The organism is Cupriavidus sp. FW305-27 (assembly GCF_058787995.1).
The window spans coordinates 67,426-86,791 of sequence record NZ_JBYTAG010000023.1 but is presented as its reverse complement, the minus strand read 5'-3'; the positions used below and the strand labels follow the sequence as shown (position 1 = coordinate 86,791).

General features: G+C 67.5%; 22 protein-coding genes and 1 riboswitch. Of the genes, 14 read left to right on the top strand and 8 right to left on the bottom strand.

Going from position 1 to position 19,366, the window contains the following annotated elements; translation table 11 throughout:
- Positions 1-7: 7 nt before the first annotated feature.
- Positions 8-460, top strand: coding sequence for a PaaI family thioesterase (locus AC3WRI_RS13685; protein ID WP_011614420.1), 453 nt, complete (start codon positions 8-10; stop codon positions 458-460).
- Positions 461-481: 21 nt separating this feature from the next.
- On the opposite strand, the gene AC3WRI_RS13680 is transcribed toward AC3WRI_RS13685, so the two are convergent.
- A complete protein-coding gene (locus tag AC3WRI_RS13680; protein WP_011614421.1) occupies positions 482-916 on the bottom strand; it encodes a PGDYG domain-containing protein in 435 nt (144 codons plus the stop codon).
- A gap of 5 nt (positions 917-921) precedes the next feature.
- Positions 922-1,749, bottom strand: a complete 828-nt coding sequence (gene thiD / locus AC3WRI_RS13675) for a bifunctional hydroxymethylpyrimidine kinase/phosphomethylpyrimidine kinase (RefSeq protein WP_051398454.1) — start codon at positions 1,747-1,749, stop codon at positions 922-924.
- A 58-nt stretch (positions 1,750-1,807) separates the two neighbouring features.
- A riboswitch (S-adenosyl-L-homocysteine riboswitch) is annotated at positions 1,808-1,923 on the top strand.
- A 122-nt stretch (positions 1,924-2,045) separates the two neighbouring features.
- Between thiD and ahcY the strand changes: the two genes are divergently transcribed.
- The 5 genes from ahcY to AC3WRI_RS13650 all read left to right on the top strand — a co-directional run bounded on the left by ahcY (position 2,046) and on the right by AC3WRI_RS13650 (position 6,002).
- Positions 2,046-3,464 carry an adenosylhomocysteinase gene (gene ahcY / locus AC3WRI_RS13670; protein WP_011614423.1) on the top strand — a complete coding sequence of 473 codons (1,419 nt, stop codon included), beginning with the start codon at positions 2,046-2,048 and terminating at the stop codon, positions 3,462-3,464.
- A 71-nt stretch (positions 3,465-3,535) separates the two neighbouring features.
- The gene (locus AC3WRI_RS13665; RefSeq protein ID WP_011614424.1) at positions 3,536-3,886 is read left to right on the top strand and encodes a phage holin family protein; all 351 of its coding nucleotides are present in this window, start codon (positions 3,536-3,538) and stop codon (positions 3,884-3,886) included.
- 61 nt (positions 3,887-3,947) lie between these two features.
- On the top strand, positions 3,948-4,778 hold the full coding sequence (gene metF / locus AC3WRI_RS13660; protein WP_011614425.1) for a methylenetetrahydrofolate reductase [NAD(P)H]: 831 nt from the start codon (positions 3,948-3,950) through the stop codon (positions 4,776-4,778).
- A gap of 8 nt (positions 4,779-4,786) precedes the next feature.
- On the top strand, positions 4,787-5,146 hold the full coding sequence (locus AC3WRI_RS13655) for a TfoX/Sxy family protein (RefSeq protein ID WP_011614426.1): 360 nt from the start codon (positions 4,787-4,789) through the stop codon (positions 5,144-5,146).
- Between the two features lie 97 nt (positions 5,147-5,243).
- On the top strand, positions 5,244-6,002 hold the full coding sequence (locus AC3WRI_RS13650) for a Mut7-C RNAse domain-containing protein (RefSeq protein WP_011614427.1): 759 nt from the start codon (positions 5,244-5,246) through the stop codon (positions 6,000-6,002).
- Here the strand turns inward: AC3WRI_RS13650 and AC3WRI_RS13645 are convergent.
- The gene (locus tag AC3WRI_RS13645) at positions 5,999-6,583 is read right to left on the bottom strand and encodes a 5-formyltetrahydrofolate cyclo-ligase (protein WP_011614428.1); all 585 of its coding nucleotides are present in this window, start codon (positions 6,581-6,583) and stop codon (positions 5,999-6,001) included. The genes AC3WRI_RS13650 and AC3WRI_RS13645 overlap by 4 nt on opposite strands.
- Before the next feature lie 105 nt (positions 6,584-6,688).
- Here AC3WRI_RS13645 and AC3WRI_RS13640 point away from each other — a divergent pair, with 105 nt between their 5' ends.
- The 4 genes from AC3WRI_RS13640 to AC3WRI_RS13625 all read left to right on the top strand — a co-directional run bounded on the left by AC3WRI_RS13640 (position 6,689) and on the right by AC3WRI_RS13625 (position 11,945).
- Positions 6,689-8,641, top strand: coding sequence for a lytic transglycosylase domain-containing protein (locus tag AC3WRI_RS13640; RefSeq protein WP_010813338.1), 1,953 nt, complete (start codon positions 6,689-6,691; stop codon positions 8,639-8,641).
- Positions 8,642-8,747: 106 nt separating this feature from the next.
- Positions 8,748-9,770: a complex I NDUFA9 subunit family protein gene (locus AC3WRI_RS13635; protein WP_011614429.1), complete on the top strand. Its 1,023-nt coding sequence runs from the start codon at positions 8,748-8,750 to the stop codon at positions 9,768-9,770.
- Positions 9,771-9,955: 185 nt separating this feature from the next.
- Positions 9,956-10,654: a glutathione S-transferase family protein gene (locus AC3WRI_RS13630; protein WP_011614430.1), complete on the top strand. Its 699-nt coding sequence runs from the start codon at positions 9,956-9,958 to the stop codon at positions 10,652-10,654.
- Between the two features lie 55 nt (positions 10,655-10,709).
- Positions 10,710-11,945 (top strand): multifunctional CCA addition/repair protein, encoded by a 1,236-nt coding sequence (locus AC3WRI_RS13625; RefSeq protein ID WP_011614431.1) that lies wholly within the window; start codon positions 10,710-10,712, stop codon positions 11,943-11,945.
- Between the two features lie 188 nt (positions 11,946-12,133).
- Here the strand turns inward: AC3WRI_RS13625 and AC3WRI_RS13620 are convergent, their stop codons facing one another.
- From AC3WRI_RS13620 to AC3WRI_RS13605, 4 genes are read right to left on the bottom strand one after another with little or no spacing between them, the layout of a single operon-like run.
- Positions 12,134-12,571 carry a universal stress protein gene (locus AC3WRI_RS13620; protein ID WP_010813342.1) on the bottom strand — a complete coding sequence of 146 codons (438 nt, stop codon included), beginning with the start codon at positions 12,569-12,571 and terminating at the stop codon, positions 12,134-12,136.
- Positions 12,572-12,612: 41 nt separating this feature from the next.
- Complete coding sequence (locus tag AC3WRI_RS13615) at positions 12,613-12,900, bottom strand: hypothetical protein (RefSeq protein ID WP_010813343.1); 288 nt, start codon at positions 12,898-12,900, stop codon at positions 12,613-12,615.
- A 54-nt stretch (positions 12,901-12,954) separates the two neighbouring features.
- A complete protein-coding gene (locus AC3WRI_RS13610; RefSeq protein WP_010813344.1) occupies positions 12,955-13,149 on the bottom strand; it encodes a DUF2905 domain-containing protein in 195 nt (64 codons plus the stop codon).
- Between the two features lie 16 nt (positions 13,150-13,165).
- A complete protein-coding gene (locus AC3WRI_RS13605) occupies positions 13,166-14,365 on the bottom strand; it encodes a class I SAM-dependent methyltransferase (protein WP_010813345.1) in 1,200 nt (399 codons plus the stop codon).
- Between the two features lie 15 nt (positions 14,366-14,380).
- Between AC3WRI_RS13605 and AC3WRI_RS13600 the strand changes: the two genes are divergently transcribed.
- The 3 genes from AC3WRI_RS13600 (at position 14,381) to ttcA (ending at position 16,777) form a co-directional block, all read left to right on the top strand.
- Positions 14,381-15,235, top strand: coding sequence for an SDR family oxidoreductase (locus AC3WRI_RS13600; RefSeq protein WP_010813346.1), 855 nt, complete (start codon positions 14,381-14,383; stop codon positions 15,233-15,235).
- Positions 15,236-15,321: 86 nt separating this feature from the next.
- The gene (locus tag AC3WRI_RS13595) at positions 15,322-15,723 is read left to right on the top strand and encodes a dihydroneopterin aldolase (RefSeq protein WP_011614433.1); all 402 of its coding nucleotides are present in this window, start codon (positions 15,322-15,324) and stop codon (positions 15,721-15,723) included.
- Between the two features lie 109 nt (positions 15,724-15,832).
- A complete protein-coding gene (ttcA, locus tag AC3WRI_RS13590) occupies positions 15,833-16,777 on the top strand; it encodes a tRNA 2-thiocytidine(32) synthetase TtcA (protein WP_011614434.1) in 945 nt (314 codons plus the stop codon).
- A 64-nt stretch (positions 16,778-16,841) separates the two neighbouring features.
- On the opposite strand, the gene AC3WRI_RS13585 is transcribed toward ttcA, so the two are convergent.
- Positions 16,842-17,669, bottom strand: a complete 828-nt coding sequence (locus AC3WRI_RS13585; RefSeq protein ID WP_010813349.1) for a DUF6279 family lipoprotein — start codon at positions 17,667-17,669, stop codon at positions 16,842-16,844.
- A 290-nt stretch (positions 17,670-17,959) separates the two neighbouring features.
- Here AC3WRI_RS13585 and glmU point away from each other — a divergent pair, with 290 nt between their 5' ends.
- Positions 17,960-19,324 (top strand): bifunctional UDP-N-acetylglucosamine diphosphorylase/glucosamine-1-phosphate N-acetyltransferase GlmU, encoded by a 1,365-nt coding sequence (gene glmU, locus AC3WRI_RS13580; RefSeq protein WP_010813350.1) that lies wholly within the window; start codon positions 17,960-17,962, stop codon positions 19,322-19,324.
- Positions 19,325-19,366 lie beyond the last annotated feature (42 nt).

Below are 19,366 nucleotides of genomic sequence, written 5' to 3'. Positions count from 1 at the left end.
CCCCATCATGTCCAGCCAGACCGCCCCCGAAATCACCCCCGTCGCCCCCGGCACGCCCGAGAAGCCCTACTTCGGCATCGACGTGCCGCTGATGCGCTATTTCGGCCTGCAGCCGGAGCTTATCGAGGAGGGCTATTGCCGCACGCGGCTGCCGGCGCACCCGTCGCTGGTCAACAGCCGCGGCGATGTGCATGGCGGCACGCTGATGGCGACGCTGGACTTCACCCTGAGCGGCGCCGCGCGCTCGCATGCGCCGCTGGAAACCGGCGTGATCACGATCGACATGTCCACGCATTTCCTGGCGGCAGCGCGCGGCGAGCTGACGCTGGAGGCGCGCTGCCTGCGCCGCGGCGCGCGCATTGCATTCTGCGAGGGCGAGGTCAAGGATGCTGCCGGCACCGTGGTGTGCGTGGCGCGGGCCGCGTTCAAGCTGGTGCCGCTGTCCGCCGGCGGCAACTGACCCCGGCATCGGTCTGGTCGCTCAGTCCTGCAGCGGCCGGTACACCTGTTCGAAACGCGCGCGCTCGGTGATGCCATAGTCGCCGGGCGCGTATTGCATCAGCCAGTCGCCCGGCTTGCCGTGCAGCACGTCGCCGCCGGCGCTGCGCGCGATGCTGAAGGCCTCGTGCATTTCGCGCGCCAGTACCGGGATCGGCTTGTTGCGGTAGGCGCCGTCCTGGCCGTGCGCCAGCGGCGGCACGGCCTCGTATTTGGGGTCGAAGCGGTCGCGCGAGACGCACCAGCGGTCGCCGCCGCGGCTGGTGATCAGCGCATCGCCAGGTTGGTAGCGGTTGGGTCCCTCGCGGCTGATCAGCTCGCCGGGTTCGGTGGCGAACACCACGTCGACAACTTCATGCTTGAGGTAGAACGCGGCAGCCGGGTCGCTGCGCAGGTCGATATCGGCCAGCATCGGCATGTCCGTCAACCCAGCGCGCGCGGCGCGAACAAGTGGTTCAGCGGGCCGTTGCCGGCACCCAGCCGCAGCCCCGCGCCCGCCGCGATGGCCTGCGCCACGTAGTCCAGCGCCGTGCCCACCGCCGGCTCCAGCGCATCGCCGCGCGCAAGCTGCGCGGCAATCGCGGCGGCCAGCGTGCAGCCGGTGCCGTGCAGGTTGCGGGTATCGACACGCGGATGCGTGAACACGCGCACGCTGCCGTCGGCCAGCATCAGCAGGTCATCCAGGCCGCCGGCGGCGGCACCGTCTTCCAGGTGGCCGCCCTTGAGCAGCACCGCGGGGCAGCCCATCGCGATCAGGTCGGCGGCGGCCTGTTCCATCTCCGCACGGCGCGTGATCCTGCGGCCCAGCAGGTAGGAAGCCTCGGGCAGGTTGGGCGTGACCAGCAGCGCGCGCGGGAACAGCAGCCGCACCATCGCCTGCGTGGTGGCGTCATCGGACAGCGTCGCGCCCGAGGTCGAGATCATCACCGGGTCCACCACCAGCTTGCTGATGCCGTGCCGGTCAGCCGCCGCGGCCACGGCCTCGACGATGGCGGCGGTGCCCAGCATGCCGGTCTTGGCCGCGTCCATGCCGATATCGCTGGCCACGGCATCGATCTGCGCGGCCACCATGTCGGCGGGAATGGCGTGCACGCCGGTCACGCCCAGCGTGTTCTGCGCGGTGATCGCGGTGATGGCGCTCATGCCGAAGCAACCCAGCGCGGAAAAGGTCTTCAGGTCGGCCTGGATGCCGGCGCCGCCGCCGGAGTCGGAACCGGCGATGGTCAGGGTACGGGGTGGCGTTGGGATCATCTGTGCAGGAATCGGAGGGAGCCGGTGCGCAAGGCGCCCGGGCACGCTACAATACCGCCACTCCGAGGAGCGTTGCAACGGATGGAGGCCTGCGAAGCACATCGCGCGGCCGGCGGCACAGCCGCCCCATGCCATCCGCCAGGCTCGGACTGTCTTCAACGGCGCTCGCTGATCCGTGGTCCGCACGGAGGCGAGTCGACCTATCCGCGTGCTTCGCATGTGCCCTTGCGCCATGCCACGGCTGCCAGATTCCCCGTACTCGTCACCTGCGTGCCACTCTTCACCGGGAGTGAAACATGAACGCTGTGACCGACCTGAAGCAAGACTACCTCGTCGCCGACATCAACCTGGCCGGCTGGGGCCGCAAGGAAATCGCCATTGCCGAGACCGAGATGCCCGGCCTGATGGCGATCCGCGACGAATTCGCAGCGGCGCAGCCGCTCAAGGGCGCGCGCATTGCCGGCTCGCTGCACATGACGATCCAGACCGCCGTGCTGATCGAGACGCTCAAGGCACTGGGCGCCGACGTGCGCTGGGCCTCGTGCAACATCTTCTCGACGCAGGACCACGCCGCTGCCGCGATCGCCGCAGGCGGCACGCCCGTGTTCGCGTTCAAGGGCGAATCGCTGAAGGAATACTGGGACTTCACCCACCGCATCTTCGACTGGGCGGACGGCGGCACCCCCAACATGATCCTGGATGACGGCGGCGACGCCACGCTGCTGCTGCACCTGGGCGCGCGCGCCGAGAAGGACCAGTCCGTGATCGCCAAGGCCACCAGCGAGGAAGAAACCTACCTGTTCGCCGCGATCAAGGAAAAGCTGGCCAAGGACCCGAGCTGGTACAGCCGCAACCTGGCAGCGATCCGCGGCGTGACCGAGGAAACCACCACCGGCGTGCACCGCCTGTACCAGATGGCCCAGAAGGGCGAACTGCGCTTCCCGGCCATCAACGTCAACGACTCGGTGACCAAGAGCAAGTTCGACAACCTGTACGGCTGCCGCGAGTCGCTGGTGGACGGCATCAAGCGCGCCACCGACGTGATGATCGCCGGCAAGGTTGCCATCGTGGCCGGCTACGGCGACGTGGGCAAGGGCAGCGCACAGGCGCTGCGCGCGCTGTCGGCCCAGGTGTGGGTGACCGAGATCGACCCGATCTGCGCGCTGCAGGCCGCGATGGAAGGCTACCGCGTGGTGACCATGGACTACGCCGCCGAGCATGGCGATATCTTCGTCACCTGCACCGGCAACTACCATGTCATCACCCATGACCACATGGCGAAGATGAAGGACCAGGCCATCGTCTGCAATATCGGCCACTTCGACAACGAGATCGACATCGCCTCGATCGAGAAGTACGAATGGGATGAGATCAAGCCGCAGGTCGATCACGTCAAGTTCCCGGACGGCAAGAAGCTGATCATCCTGGCCAAGGGCCGCCTGGTGAACCTGGGCTGCGCCACCGGCCACCCGTCGTACGTGATGAGCAGCTCGTTCGCCAACCAGACCATCGCCCAGATCGAACTCTGGCAGGAACGCGACAGCGGCAAGTACCCGGTCGGCGTCTACACGCTGCCCAAGCACCTGGACGAGAAGGTGGCGCGCCTGCAGCTGCGCAAGCTGAACGCGCAGCTGACCGAGCTGACCGAACAGCAGGCCGCGTACATCGGCGTGAAGAAGGAAGGCCCGTACAAGGCCGACCACTACCGCTACTGATCCGCACAGGAAGGCAGGGCTCCCCCTCCCGCTTGCGGGAGAGGGGGAGAAACCACATTCAAGGAGCCGTCATGAGATTACTGGTCGTCTGGATCATCAACGCTGTTGCGCTGTTCGTGCTGCCATACATCATCTCGTCGATCCACATCCAGAGCTTTGGCTCGGCGATGCTGGCGGCGCTGGTGCTGGGCCTGGTCAATACGCTGATCCGTCCGATCCTGGTGATCCTGACGCTGCCGGTCACGCTGCTGACGCTGGGGCTGTTTATCTTCGTCATCAACGCGCTGCTGTTCCTGTTTGTCGGCAACCTGCTGTCGGGCTTTACCGTCGGCGGTTTCTGGGCGGCCCTGCTGGGCTCCATCCTGTACAGCGTGATCTCGTGGCTGCTGGCCAGCCTGCTGCTGGGCGAACGCACCGCCTGACGCGGCCTGCACTGACACGAATCCCATACCGCGCGCCGCGCCAACGCGGTGCGCCACCATCATGCAAGACCGCTACTTCAGCTTTGAATTCTTCCCGCCCAAGACGGCGGAGGGCACGGAGAAACTGCGCAACACGCGTGCGCAGCTGGCCCCGCTCAAGCCCAAGTACATCTCGGTGACGTTCGGCGCCGGCGGCACCACGCAGCAGGGCACGCTGGACGCGGTGCTGGAAATCCAGCGCGAAGGCATCGAGGCCGCGCCGCACCTGTCGTGCGTGGGCTCGTCGCGCGAGAGCATCCGCGCTATCCTGCAGCAGTACCGCGACGGCGGCATCCGCCATATCGTCGCGCTGCGCGGCGACATGCCCTCGGGCATGGGCGAGATCGGCGAGTTCCGCTACGCCAACGAACTGGTCGAGTTCATCCGTGCCGAGACCGGCGACTGGTTCAACATCGAAGTCGCGGCCTACCCGGAGTACCACCCGCAGGCCAAGTCTCCGCGCCACGATCTCGAGAACTTCGTGCGCAAGGTCAAGGCCGGCGCCAACTCGGCGATCACGCAGTATTTCTACAACGCTGACGCCTACTTCCGCTTTGTCGATGACGTGCGCGCGACCGGCCTCGAGGTGCCGATCGTGCCGGGCATCATGCCGATCACCAACTACACGCAGCTGATGCGCTTCTCCGAGTCGTGCGGCGCCGAAGTGCCGCGCTGGGTGGCCAAGCGGCTGGAGAGCTTTGGCGACGACCGCGAATCGATCCGCGCCTTCGGCCTGGACGTGGTCACCGCGCTGTGCGAGCGCCTGCTCGCAGCGGGCGTGCCGGGCCTGCACTTCTACACGCTCAATGCCGCCGGCGCCACCAAGGCGATCTGGCAGCGCCTGAAGCTGTAAAGCCCGCCATGGCCACGCGCCGCCCCGATCCCTTCATCGAACATCTGCTCGAGCTGATGGGGCCGCTGGCGGCGCGCATCGGTCCCATTACGGCCAAGCGCATGTTTGGCGGCCATGGTCTGTTCTATGACGGGCTGATGTTTGCGCTGGTGTCGCGAGGCACCTGCTACCTGAAGGCGGATGACGCCACGCGCGGCAAGTTCGAGGCCGAGGGCAGCGAACCCTTCCGCTACCAGTCGGCAAAGCGTGAGGTCACCATGCGCCACTACCTGAGCCTGCCGCCGGCGGCGCTGGAATCGCCCGGCGCGATGACGCCATGGGCGAAGCTGGCGGTGGAGGCGGCGCTGCGGCTGGGGAATGCGGGCTGAGTGTTTGCTCCCCTCTCCCGCAAGCGGGCGAGGGGAGCCTGCTGCGGGCGCTTGTGGTGCTCCCACGATGCCTGCGATCGGTGCCATACTCGGCACCATGGTCACCGCCACCTTCCGCTTCTACGAGGAACTGAACGACTTCCTCGCGCCGGACCAGCGCCGGCGTGACTTGTCCTGCGCCTGCGCGCGCGCCGCCACGGTCAAGCACATGATCGAGGCGCTTGGCGTGCCGCATACCGAAGTCGAGCTGATCCTGGTCAATGGCGAATCGTCCGGGTTCGAGCGGCAGCTGTGCGATGGCGACCGGGTCTCGGTCTATCCCAAGTTCGAACGGCTCGACGTGTCCCCGCTGCTGCGGGTACGCGAGCAGCCGCTGCGGGTGATGCGCTTTGTCGCCGACGCGCACCTGGGCGGCCTGGCGCACCTGCTGCGCATGACCGGCTTCGACACCCTCTACGACAACCATTTCGAAGACAGCGAGATCGAGCGCATCGCCGTCGACCAGGGCCGCGTCGTGCTGACGCGCGACCGCGAGCTGCTCAAGCGCCGCGGCATCACCCACGGCTGCTATGTGCGCGCGATCAAGTCGCAACTGCAGGTGCGGGAGATCTTTGCGCGGCTGGACCTGGCGCGCAGCGCACGGCCGTTTTCGCTATGCCTGGACTGCAATGCGCCGCTGCGCTCGCTGGATGCGGCGGGTGCGGCCGGGCGCGTGCCGCAAGGGGTGCTGGAGCGCCATCGCAGCTTTGTCACCTGCGACCAGTGCCGGCGCGTGTTCTGGGAGGGCTCGCACTGGCGCTGCATGCGTGCGCTGGTGGACGAGCTGGTGCGGCGCGACGAGGCCAAGCAAGGTTAGAACGCGCCGGATTCCGTGACGATCCAGTCCATGGCGATGTCATGCGGCTGCGCCTGCAACGGTGCCCGGCAGTTTTCGTAGCCAATGCCGATCGCCACCGGCCGCTGCGCCATGGCCGCCAGCGTGCGGTCGTAGAAGCCGCCGCCGTAGCCCAGGCGGAACTTGTCCGGGCTGAACCCGACACAGGGAATGAGCAGCGCATCGGGCGTCGCGGCCTCAGTGCCGTCCGGCACCGGGATGCCGTAGTGGCCGGTGGCCATGGGCGTGTCCGGTGTCCACAGGTGGAAATCCAGCGGCGCGCCCGGGCGGCTGACCGACGGCAGCGCGGCGCTGCGGCCAGGCATGGCGGCGAGCCAGATGCCGACCGCGTCGCGTGCGTCGAACTCCTGCTGGATCGGCCAGTAGAAACCGAGGCAGCGCACGGCCAGGCCGGCCAGCAATCCGGACAGCGCGGCGGCGATGCGCGCGTCGGCTTCGGCGCGTGCGGGCAGGGCGGCGCGCTGCGCCAGCAACTGCGTGCGCAGTGCGCGACGGTCTTCGGCGGCGGGGGTGGGTGCGGTCGTGGCAGGAGTGGATGACATGGCGTGGGATAATGCCCCTCGTCCGAACCAACACGAACGGCGGAACCGCGGCTGGGCACAAGATTGCAGGCGCCGGCGCCGCCGTCATCGACAAGGAAGCAAAGAATGCTGAAGGGAGTATATCTGCAGCGTGCCGGCCGGGCCGCCTGGATCGCGCTCGCATGTGCACTGCTTGTCACGCCCGTCCATGCGCAGAAGCGCCCGCAGGCGGTGTCGCGCCCGCAGGCGGCGGTGATCCCGAGCGATCCCGACGAGGCCTTCACCGCGCTGCGCGAAGCCGCGCGCAAGAACGACGTGGAGCGTGCCTACGCGATCTCGGCCACGCTGGTGGACTACCCGGTCCCGTCCTATGTCGAGTACTTCCGCATCAAGCCGCAATTGTTCGACGCCAGCGGCCTGGCGCGCATCGATGCGCCCGACGACCAGGTGCGCGTGTTCCTGCAGCGCTACAAGGGCGACGCCATTGCCGACCGCATGCGCAATGACTGGCTGCTGGTGCTGGGCAAGAAGCGCGACTGGGCCAATTTCGATGTCGAATATCCGCAGTTCGCGCTCAAGGACGATACCCAGGTCGAGTGCTATGCGCTGCTGTCGCGCGCGCTCAAGGGCCAGAACGTGGCCGCCGATGCGCGCAATGTGCTGAGCGACCCCAGGTACTACGGCGAAGGCTGTGTCGACCTGATCGGCTACCTGGCGCAAAGCCAGCAGATCCAGCGCAGCGATGTCGCCTACCAGGCGCGGCTGGCGCTGGAGCAGAACTATGTCACGCTGGCCGGCAAGATCGCCGCGCTGGTGCCCGACGCGCGCGCGGATGGCGATACGCTCGCCACCATCGTCAAGATGGCGCGCAGCGACCCGTCGCAGGCTGCCGCCTACCTCGGCACGGCCCAGGGCGCGCTGTCGCGCGACGAGCAGGGCGCGGCCTGGGGCGTGATCGGCCAGTTCGCGGCCAGGAAGCTGTTGCCCGACGCGGCCGGCTACTACCGCCGCCAGATGGACCTGGGCGGCAACCAGTGGCTCTCCGACGACACCCAGGAATGGCGCGTGCGCGCCGCGCTGCGCCAGGGCGACTGGAAGCAGGTGCGCCAGGCGGTGGAGCTGATGCGCCCCGAACTGCGCGCCAAGGACCCGGCCTGGATCTACTGGTATGGCCGCGCGCTCAAGGCCGACGGCCGCGACACCGAGGCCCAGCAGAACTTCCAGCAGATCGCCGGCCAGTTCAACTTCTACGGGCAGCTGGCCAGCGAAGAGCTGGGCAACCGCATCACGCTGCCGGCGCGCACCACCGTCAGCGACGCCGAGGCCATGGCCATGCGTTCGCGCCCCGGTTTTCAGCGGGCGCAGAAGTTCTACAACATGAACCTGCGCTTCGAAGGCAACCGCGAGTGGAACTGGGAACTGCGCAATATGAGCGACCGGGAGCTGCTGGCCGCGGCCGAGTATGCGCGCCGCCTGGAGCTGCTGGACCGCACCGTCAACTCCGCCGACCGCACCCGCAACGAACATGATTTCACGCTGCGTTTCCTGATGCCGTACCGCGACATCATGCAGCGCGCCACCGACGATGTCGGCCTTGACATGGCGTGGGTTTACGGCCTGATCCGCCAGGAATCGCGCTTCATCATGAATGCGCGCTCGTCGGCGGGCGCACATGGCCTGATGCAGGTGATGCCGGCCACGGCCAAGTACGTCGCGCGCAAGATCGGCATGAACGACTTTTCGCCGTCGATGATGGGCGATCCCAATATCAACATCCTGCTTGGCACCAATTACCTGAACATGGTGCTGACCGACCTGGACAGCTCGTGGACGCTGGCTTCGGCTGCGTACAACGCCGGCCCGGGCCGGCCCAAGGCCTGGCGCAGCACACTGGTGCGGCCGGTGGAAGGCGCGATCTTTGCAGAGACCATTCCGTTCAATGAAACGCGCGGCTATGTGAAGAATGTGCTTTCCAACGCCACGTACTATGCTGCATTGATGAGTGGCCGTCCGCAGTCGCTGAAATCGCGCCTGGGCATGGTCGCGCCGTCGGCGGTGACTACCACCAGCCTGCCCTGAAATTGCCCCTGCGGGGGCGGGCAGGACGGGCCCTGCCGGGACGATCCGGCGGGCCCGGGCTGGCTCAGGGTGCCGCGGCGTGCAGTTTTCTTGGCACGGAGGCATCATGCAGACCAGTAACGTCCTCGTTATCGGTGGCGCCGGCTTTATCGGCAGCCACCTCGTCTCGCGCCTGGCCGGGGCTGCCTCGGCCTCGGGCGCGCCGCTTGAGCCTGGCGCCAACCCCGATTCCCCCATCGCCCCCGACCGCATCGTGGTCGGCACGCGCAATATCGAGCACGCGCAGCACCTGCTGCTGCTGCCGCGCGTGGAAGTGGTGGAGCTGGGCCTGGCCGACAATGCCGCGCTGGACGACGCCATCGGCTCTCTGGGCGTGGATGGCATCGTCGTCAACCTGGTGGGTGTGCTGCACGGCGAGCGCGCCGACCCCTACGGCGAAGCCTTTGCCAGCGCGCATGTGGAGATGGTGCGGCAGATCGCGGCGTCGTGCCTGTCCACCGGCGTGCGCCGGCTGTTGCATATGAGCGCGCTGGGCGCGGACAGCAACGGGCCGTCGATGTACCTGCGCAGCAAGGGCGACGGCGAGCGCGTGGTGCGTGCCAGCGGGCTGGACTGGACCATCTTCCGGCCCTCGGTGGTGTTCGGCCCCGACGACCATTTCCTGAACCTGTTCGCCCACATGCAGCAGATGGCCCCGGTGGTGCCGCTGGCGTGCGCGCATGCGCGCTTCCAGCCGGTATTCGTGCAGGATGTGGTGCAGGCCTACCTGAATGCCATGGTGAACCCGGCAACCATCGGCCACGGCTATGAGTTGGGCGGCCCGCGGGTCTATACACTGGAAGAGCTGGTGCGCTTTGCCGGCCGCGCTTCCGGGCATCCGCGCCCGGTGATCGCGCTGCCCGATGCGCTGGCACGGGTGCAGGCCACCATCATGGAGCATATGCCGGGCGAACCGATGCTGTCGCGCGACAACCTCGACTCGATGCAGCTCGACAATGTGCTGGAGCACCCGGTCGCACCCGAACTGAACCTGCATCCGGTCAGCCTGGAGTCGGTCATGACCGACGCGCTGGCCGGGCGCAACCGCGATACCGCGATGACGCATATGCGGGCCAGCGTGCACCGCTGACGCGCCGGCAGCCCGGTGCGCCCTATGTGACCGGATTTCATATCGGTTGCTAGCGCAATTCACTTTGACGCGGGCGGCAGCACTGGCAGAATGACCAGTCCGGCGCGCGGCCGCCACGCCGTCCTGCAGGCGGCAGGCGCCGCGCCTGCGCCGTCTCCCTCCGTTTCCTCCCCCAAGGACCCACGATGAAGCTTGTCATCGGCAACAAGAACTATTCCTCCTGGTCGCTGCGTCCGTGGCTGTTGCTGCGCCAGGCCGGCATTGATTTCGAAGAAGTGCAGGTGCGCCTGTTCACCGGCAGCTTCGCCGCCGAGATCGCGCGCTACTCACCCGCGGGCAAGGTGCCGGCGCTGGTCGATGGCGAGGTCACGGTGTGGGATTCGCTGGCGATCTGCGAATACCTGGCCGAGCGTTTCCCGGAAAAGAACCTGTGGCCGGCCGAGCGCGCCCAGCGCGCGGTGGCGCGCGCCGTCTGCGCCGAGATGCATTCGGGCTTCGGCAACCTGCGCAGCCAGTTGCCGATGAACGTGACCGCGGTGCTGCCCGGGCGCGGCTGGAACGTGGCCGTGCAGCGCGACGTGGAGCGCATCGCCGCGATCTGGGAAGGGCTGCGCCAGCAGCACGGCGCGAACGGGCCGTTCCTGTTCGGCGGGTTCACCGTGGCCGACGCGTTCTTTGCGCCGGTGGTGAGCCGCTTTGCCACCTACGGCATCCACCTGCCCGATGACGCCGAGGACGCCAAGGCCTACGCCGACTTCATGCTGGCGCTGCCGGCAATGCAGCAATGGATTGCCGGCGCACGCGAGGAGCGCGACTTCCTGGCCGACGACGAACCCTACCGGCTGGCCCCTGATCGTCCCGATGCGATAATCATCAACCACTGAGCAATACCCGCCGGCGGGCCAGGTCCGGGCGCCGGCACATGACGAGGCCAGAACGATGCAGGTGTATGCCGTCGGCGGCGCGATCCGCGACGAATTGCTGGGCAAGCCCAGCCAGGACCGCGACTACGTGGTAGTGGGCGCGACCCCGGCGCAGATGGAAGCTGCCGGCTACAAGCCGGTCGGCAAGGACTTCCCGGTGTTCCTGCATCCGCGCACCAAAGAGGAATACGCGCTGGCCCGCACCGAACGCAAGACGGCGATGGGCTACAAGGGCTTTGCCTTTTATTGCGAGCCCGATGTCACGCTGGAAGACGACCTGGTGCGGCGCGACCTCACCATCAACGCGATGGCGCGCGCGGTCGATGCCGACGGTAACCTGACCGGCCCGGTCATCGATCCGCACGGCGGCCAGCGCGACCTGGCCGCGCGCCTGTTCCGCCATGTCTCCGACGCTTTTGCCGAAGACCCGGTGCGCATCCTGCGCGTGGCCCGCTTTGCCGCGCGCTTCCATGAATTCGGCGTCGCCGCCGAGACCATGCGGCTGATGCGTGAGATGGTCGCCGCGGGCGAGGTCGACGCGCTGGTGCCCGAGCGCGTCTGGCAGGAGCTGGCGCGCGGGCTGATGGAAGCGAAGCCGTCGCGCATGTTCGAGGTGCTGCGCGAATGCGGCGCGCTGGCGCGGCTGCTGCCCGAGCTGGAGCGGCTGTGGGGCGTGCCCCAGCGCGCCGATTACCATCCGGAAATCGATACCGGCGTGCACGTGATGATGGTGATCGATCAGGCCGCCGCCATGGGCGCGCCGCTCACGGTGCGCTTTGCCGCGCTGGTGCATGATCTGGGTAAGGGCACCACGCCCGCAGACGTGCTGCCGCGCCATATCGGTCACGAATCACGCAGCGCGCAGCTGCTCGAAGACGTCTGCGTGCGCCTGCGCGTGCCCAATGAATGCCGCGACCTGGCGCTGGTGGTGGCGCGCGAGCACGGCAATATCCACCGTTCGCAAGAGTTCAGCGCCGCGGCGGTGATGCGCCTGCTCGAGCGCTGCGATGCGCTGCGCAAGCCGGCCCGCTTCGCCGAGGCGCTGCAGGCCTGCGAGGCCGACCTGCGCGGGCGCAAGGGCTTCGAGTCGAGCGCCTACCCGCAGGCGGCGCGCCTGCTGGCGGCGCTGGAGGCGGCGGCGGCGGTCGACGCCGGCGCTATCGCGCGTGCCTGCGGCGATGACGTCGGCCAGATCCGCGACCGTGTCCAAGCGGCGCGCGTGGCGGCGGTGGCGGCGCGCATCGGCGGTTGAGCGCAGCGCACCGGGCGCACCGGCGCGCTAGGTCCTGTTCCGCAGATAACTTGCCAAAGTGAAATTGTCCAGTTGGCTGTCAGGCTAGGCGCGAGGAGGCGCCATAGCCGTAGCTATGGCAACGACGAGCAACGACGCACGGCGGCCAACTGGGCGATTTCATGGCAAGGTATTTGCGGAACAGGACACTAGCGGTAGACCAGCACCGGGATCTTCGTGTGCGTGAGCACCTTCTGCGTCTCGCTGCCGATCACCAGCGCCTGCATCCCGCGCCGCCCGTGCGAGGCCATCACGATCAGGTCGCACTTCCTTGCCTCGGCCTCATCGACGATGGCCTGGAAGATGTGGTCGCCGGTGGGGCAGGCGATTTCGCAGGGCACGCCGGCCGCGGCAGCCTCCTGCACGATCGTCGCCAGGTAGGCCTCGGCCTGCCGGTAGGCTTCCTGCATGAAGCGTTGCCGGGTTTCCTGGAGCATGGCGGTCTGCAGGCGCATCACGTCATAGTGCGCAACGACCTGGATCGCGGTAAGGCGGGCCTGTATCGAGCTGGCCAGCGCGATGGCTTTGCGGTAGGCCGTATCGGACAGGTCCGAGCCGTCGACCGCTACGAGCAGATGCTTGAACATTTGGATCTCCTTGTAAGGCGTCACCGCGCCGCAGCAGTGGTTCAGGCGCCAAGAAACAACCTGCCGACCTCCGGGTCCCGGCCCAGTTCGCTACCCGTTCCGGCCATGGCCAGCTGGCCGGCCACCAGGACATAGCCGACCTTCTCCGTATCGAACGAGCCGGCACGCTCGAAGGCGTCGGCGAAGGCCAGCACCGCGGCGGTGGACCCGGCTGCCTGGTATGGCGCCTCGTAGCGGTACTCCTTCTCGAAGCGCTGCGCATACTGGTCGGCCGTGCCGAACCAGCGGACCTTGTAGCTCAGCGTGCGGTCCCATTGCGAGCCGCACACCGCGAATTCGGCACTCTTGCCGAATTGCCGCTGCCGTCGAAGGGATTCCGAAAACTACAGCAGCTTGCCGATCGCCAGCGCCATCAGCGAAATCAGGATCGTCGACGCAAACGGAAGCACGAATTCGCGCCCGAAAACGCGGAAGCGCACGTCGCCGGGCAGCCGTCCCAGTCCGATCCTCTGCAGCCATGGCAGCGCCGCGGACAGGATGATCACGCTCAGGAAAATGGTCAGGGTCCAGCGCAGCATGGCGGCTCCGGTGCCGTTACAAGGTATGGCAGCGGTCGCCGCGGGTAAAGCCGTCCATCGGTTCGCTGTCGTCCAGGCCGCGCGTGAGCGCGATCACCTTGAACAGCTCGCCCATCTCGGCTTCCGACAACAGCTTCTGCACCGCATTGGCCTGCGGCAGGAAGGCGCGGGCGTCGGACGGGTCCAGCGCCATCAGCAGCTCGGTGATGCCCGCATTCATCAGGAAGCGCGCCTGCGAGGCAAAGCCCGCCACGGTCAGTCCCGCATCCACCGCGGCGAGCGCAATGCCGCTGAAATTCACGTGCGCGGTGATGTCCTGCAGGCCCGGGTACAGGAACGGGTCCGGGTGCGCATGATGGCGGTAGTGGCACATCAGCGTGCCGCCGGCGCGCTGCGGGTGGTAGTACTCGCCCGCCGGGAAGCCGTAGTCGATAAAGAAGGCCGCGCCGCGCGCCAGCATGGCGCCGACCGCGCGGATAAAGCCCTCGGCCTCGGCATGGGTCTCGGTGACGAGGTCGTGGTCGCCGGGGATGGCGCGCAGTGCCTCGGGCATGTCGGCATCGGCCAGCGGGCGGTCCTCGAAGCGGAAGGCGGGGGCGGCATCGTCGCTGCGCGCTACGCTGTGCACTACGCCGCGCTCATGCCAGCGGCCGCCGCTGCGTGCGTAGAGCTGCACCGGCATCGCATCCAGCACTTCATTGCCGACGATCACGCCTTCAAAGCTGGCCGGCAGCGTATCGAGCCAGGTGACGCGGTCCGCCAGGTGCGGCGCGCGCTGCGCCAGCGTGGCCTGCTGGCGCGCACGCAGTTCGCCCGACAGCTCGACGATGGCGTACGTGTCCGGCAACTGGCCTTCCTGCTCCAGCCCCAGCAGCAGGTCCGCCGCCAGCCGGCCGGTGCCGGCGCCGAATTCCAGCATGCGCGGCAATCCCTGTGCCATCAGCGGCGCGAACTGGCGCGCCAGCGTGCGCGCGAAGAAGGGGCTCAGTTCCGGGGCGGTGATGAAGTCGCTGCCGTCGCGGGCATCGCGCCCGAACTTGGCCGAACCGCCGCTGTAATAGCCCAGGCCGGGCGCGTACAGTGCCAGCGCCATATAGCGGTCAAAGCCGATCCAGCCGCCGGCCGCATCGATGGATTCGCCAATGCGGGCCGTAAGGGTATCGGACGCGGCCTGCGCGTCGGCGGGGGGAAGGGGTAAACTAGCGGCTTTCTGCATCCTGCGATTGTAGCAATGCCCGCATCCAAGACTCCTGCCAGCCAGACCGCTGACCAGACCCATAGCCAGACTGGTAGCCAGCGCGCCACCGCCCGCGGCGTGGCGCTGGTGACCGGCGGCGCGCGCCGCCTGGGCCGCGCCATCGCGCTTGAACTGGCGGCGCAGGGCTGGGACGTGGCCGTGCACTGCCATCGCTCGGTGGACGAGGCCGAGGCCCTGGCCACGCAGATCCGCGCGCTGGGCCGCCGTGCCGCGGTGCTGCGCGCCGACCTGGCCGACGAGGCCGCCACCGGCCGCCTGGTGGCCGACTGCACCGCCGTGCTGGGCGTGCCCGCTTGCCTGGTCAACAACGCTTCGCTGTTCCAGTACGACGTGGCGACCAGCTTCTCATATGCGTCGCTGGATACGCATATGCGCACCAACGTCGCCGCGCCGCTGCTGCTGGCGCGGGAACTGCACAAGGCGCTGGGCGCCGCCGCCGGCAAGGACAAGGCCGCCGAACCGCGCGGGGTGGTGATCAACCTGCTGGACCAGAAGCTGGATAACCTGAATCCGGACTTCCTGTCCTACACGCTGTCCAAGGCCGCGCTGCAGACCGCCACGGTGCAGCTGGCCCAGGCGCTGGCGCCGCGCCTGCGCGTGGTGGGCGTGGCCCCGGGTATCACGCTGGTGTCGGGCGAGCAGTCCGAGCAGAGCTTCCGCCGCGCGCACCGGGTGACGCCGCTGGGCCAGTCATCCACGCCCGAGGACATCGCCCAGGCGGTGGCCTACCTGGCGCAGGCGCGCGCCGTGACCGGCACCACGCTGTATGTGGACGGCGGCCAGCACCTGATGCCGCTGGCGCGCGACGTGATGTTCCTGACCGAGTAAGCTGGAAGCCAGCAACCGAATACCGTAGTGCCTGATGTGCCGCGCCCGCCGGGCGCGGCTTCCTTTTCCCCCTCAGCAGCCCGCTCATGACCATGCTCGCCGCCCTTTCCCACCCCAGCCTGCAAGACTGCCGACGCATGTTCCTGCGCAACTACGAAGTGCAGATCAATATCGGCGTGCACGAATTCGAGAAGAAGGGCGAACAGCGGGTGCTGATCAATATCGACCTGTTCGTGCCGCTGGCGCAGAGCACCCCGCAGGCCGACAAGCTCGACGAAGTGGTCGACTACGACTTCATGCGCAACACCGTGGCCGAGCGCATGGCGCAGGGCCACGTGCACCTGCAGGAAACCTTGTGCGACGACGTCGCGCGCGCCATGCTGAAGCATCCCAAGGTGCGCGCGGTGCGTGTCTCGACCGAGAAGCCCGACGTGTACCCGGACTGCGATTCGGTCGGCGTCGAGGTCTTCCATATCAAGCAGGCCTGAGTCGCGGTTCCACTGGCGCCAGCACCGTGCGGGCGCCTAAAGTAAAATGTTGCCCCTTCGCGCCGCGCCGGCCATTCCATCCGGCGGGCGCCACGCAACAGGATGCTCCATGAGCCACTCTAACAACTTCTACCGCCTCGAGACGAGGCTGCAATCGCAAACCGGCAAGGCCATCGGCGACTTCGGCATGATCGAGGACGGCGACACCGTGCTGGTCTGCATGAGTGGCGGCAAGGACTCGTACACCATGCTGTCGGTCCTGATGGCGCTGCAGAAGCGCGCGCCGATCAAGTTCAAGCTGATCGCGATGAACCTGGACCAGAAGCAGCCCGGCTTCCCGGAACACATCCTGCCGGAGTACCTGAAGTCGGTCGGCGTGGAATATGTGATCGTCGAGGCGGATACCTACTCGATCGTCAAGGAGAAGGTGCCCGAGGGCAAGACCACCTGCTCGCTGTGCTCGCGCCTGCGCCGCGGCGTGATCTACCGCACCGCCAAGGAGCTGGGCGCCAACAAGATCGCGCTGGGCCACCACCGCGACGACATCGTCCAGACCTTCTTCCTGAACATGTTCTTCGGCGGCAAGATGAAGGCGATGCCGCCCAAGCTGTCGACCGACGACGGCCAGCACATCGTGATCCGCCCGCTGGCGTATTGCTCGGAGAAGGACATCGCGTCGTACGCGCGCGCCATGGAATTCCCGATCATCCCGTGCAACCTGTGCGGCTCGCAGGAAAACCTGCAGCGCAAGAAGGTCAGCGAGATGCTGCAGGACTGGGAGCGCCAGAACCCGGGCCGTATCGACAATATCTTCTCGGCGCTGCGCAACGTGGTGCCGTCGCACCTGGCCGATACCGACCTGTTCCCGTTCACCGGGCTGGCCACCGGCCTGGCCAAGGTGGATGAGGCGTCACTGTTCGGCGAAACCACCTTCCAGCAGCAGCCGCTGATGTTTGCCGGCAACGTGGAAGAGAACCGGATGGAGTTCGTGCGCTTCGAGCGCCCGCCCGCGGCTGCTGCGGCACCGGCGGCGGAGCAGGCCGGCACGCAGTAGCGCCAGCGCCCGCCGCATGGAAAAACGCCCGCTTGCGCGGGCGTGCTTCGTTTTGGGCAGGGCTTCAGTTTGTCGCCGCCGACTGCACCGGGGCGTTTGCCTTCTCGCGTATCAGCGCATGCGTGTCGTCGATCCATTTCTGGAACCGGTCTTGCGCATGCGCTTTCTGCTGCGGCGTGGTCATGTTGGCGATGGCCACGGTCAGCGCGATGCCCGCATTGATGCTGGCCTCGTGGCTGGCGGCATGCTTGGCTGGCGGGTTCTGCCAGTATTCGCGGAAGCGGCGCAGCACGTCTATCACCTGCGCCTTGGGCGGCTGCGTGGCCTGCACGTAGCGCACCATCCTGAGCCATTCCTGCTGCCGGGCGACGCGCTCGGCGTAGCGCGCCTCGGCATTCTGCACCACCGGGCCCATCCTGGCGCGGATGGCCTTTTCCTGATCGCTGGAGAAGTTGCCGTAGACCAGCCTCGCGTAGTCCATCACCTTGTCATAGCGCGCTTCCTCGCGCTCGGCAGGGTCTGGATTCAGGAATTTCTTGCGGTACTTGGCATTGCCCTCGGCAAATTTCTTTTCCATGCGGCCGATCTGCTCAGGCGTCAGCGTCAGCAACAGGTCGGCGAGGTCGGGCATCGCCTGTTCGAACGACTTGCGCGCCAGTTGCTGCGAGGCATCCTGGAAGTGCTCGACCGTGGCCGGGGTCACCGGTTGGCGCACGTCGGCCTTGGCCTGCTGCAGCAAGGTGGCGATTTCCGGCAACTGCGCCTTGCGATGCCAGGCAAAAAAGCGTGCAATGGCCTCGCGCGTGAGCGGTTCCTGGGCCGTGCTGACATCGACGTAGTTGTCGATCCACCAGTAGGCCAGGTGGTCACCCTGCTGGTATCCCAGCTTCATGGCGCTGCAGGCGCACAAGGCCGCCGCGCCCAGAATCGCGAAAATCCGCCGGGCCCAGCAATTGTGAAATTCGGAAACGACGGTCTGATGCGCAGAAACCGCCATGTTAAAATCGGCGCGCATCGCAACCGGGCCACCCAGATGACTGCCAGCCAAGTCCTGGCAAGGGTTTGCGGGATTATGCGCAGGCCTGGCTGCAGGTTTTCGCCAAGCCTGGCGGCGCAGTCCGCCAAACACCCGGCTGGCGTTTTCAAGAATATTTTCGGACACACTCACTTAGGGGTCTCCTTGTGAATATCGTCATTCTCGCCGCGGGCATGGGCAAGCGGATGTATTCCGATTTGCCCAAGGTACTGCACCCGGTAGCCGGGCGGCCCATGCTCGCGCATGTCCTGGACACCGCACGTGCGCTGTCGCCGTCGCGGCTGGTGGTCGTGGTCGGCCACGGTGCCGGGCACGTGCGCGAGGCCGTTGCCGCCGACGATGTCGCCTTTGCCGAACAGCCCCAGCAGCTGGGCACGGGCCATGCGGTGATGCAGGCACTTCCCTTGTTGGACGACAGCCAGCCCACGTTGGTTCTGTATGGTGACGTGCCGCTCACCAGCGCTGCCACGCTCCAGGCACTCGTGGCCGAAGCCGGCACCCAGCGCTTTGGCGTGCTGACCGTGGAAATGCCTGACCCGACCGGCTATGGCCGCATCGTGCGCGATGCCGCGGGCAGCATCGTCCGCATTGTCGAGCAGAAGGACGCCAGCGAGGCCGAGAAGGCAATCCGCGAGATCAACACCGGCATTATCGTGTGCCCCACCGGCCACCTGCGCAAGTGGCTGTCGACGCTGCGCAACGACAATGCCCAGGGCGAGTACTACCTGACCGACACGGTCGAGCGCGCCGTGGCCGATGGCGTGGAAACCGTCTCGGCCCAGCCGGCGGCGATCTGGGAGACACTCGGCGTCAACAGCAAGCTGCAGCTGGCCGAGGTCGAGCGCATCCACCAGGGCAACCAGGCCCGGCGGCTGCTGGAAGCCGGCGTGACGCTGCTGGATCCGGCCCGCATCGACGTGCGCGGCGAACTGAGCTGCGGGCGCGACGTCACCATCGACGTCGGCTGCGTATTCGAAGGGCGCGTGCACCTGGAAGACGGTGTGCGCATCGGCGCCCATTGCGTGATCCGCAACAGCGCCGTCGGCGCCGGCGCCCAGGTGCACCCGTTCTGCCATATCGACGAGGCCAGGGTTGGCCCCGCCGGGCGCATCGGGCCGTACGCGCGGCTGCGCCCCGGCACCGAGCTGGGCGAGGACGTGCATATCGGCAACTTTGTCGAGGTCAAGAATGCCCAGGTGGCCGCGCACAGCAAGGCCAACCACCTGGCTTATGTGGGCGATGCCACGGTGGGGTCGCGCGTCAATATTGGCGCGGGTACCATCACCTGCAACTATGACGGCGTGAACAAGCACCGCACGGTGATCGAGGACGATGTCTTTATCGGCTCCGACACCCAGCTGGTGGCCCCGGTGACGGTGCGCCGCGGCGCCACGCTGGGCGCCGGCACCACGCTGACCAAGGAGGCGCCCGCCGACAAGCTGACGCTGTCGCGGGCCAAGCAGCTGACCATCGACGCCTGGCAGCGGCCGGTCAAGCAGCCGAAGAAGTAAGCGTCAGAGGGCCGCCCGCGGGCGGCCAGGGCACGCCCCCCC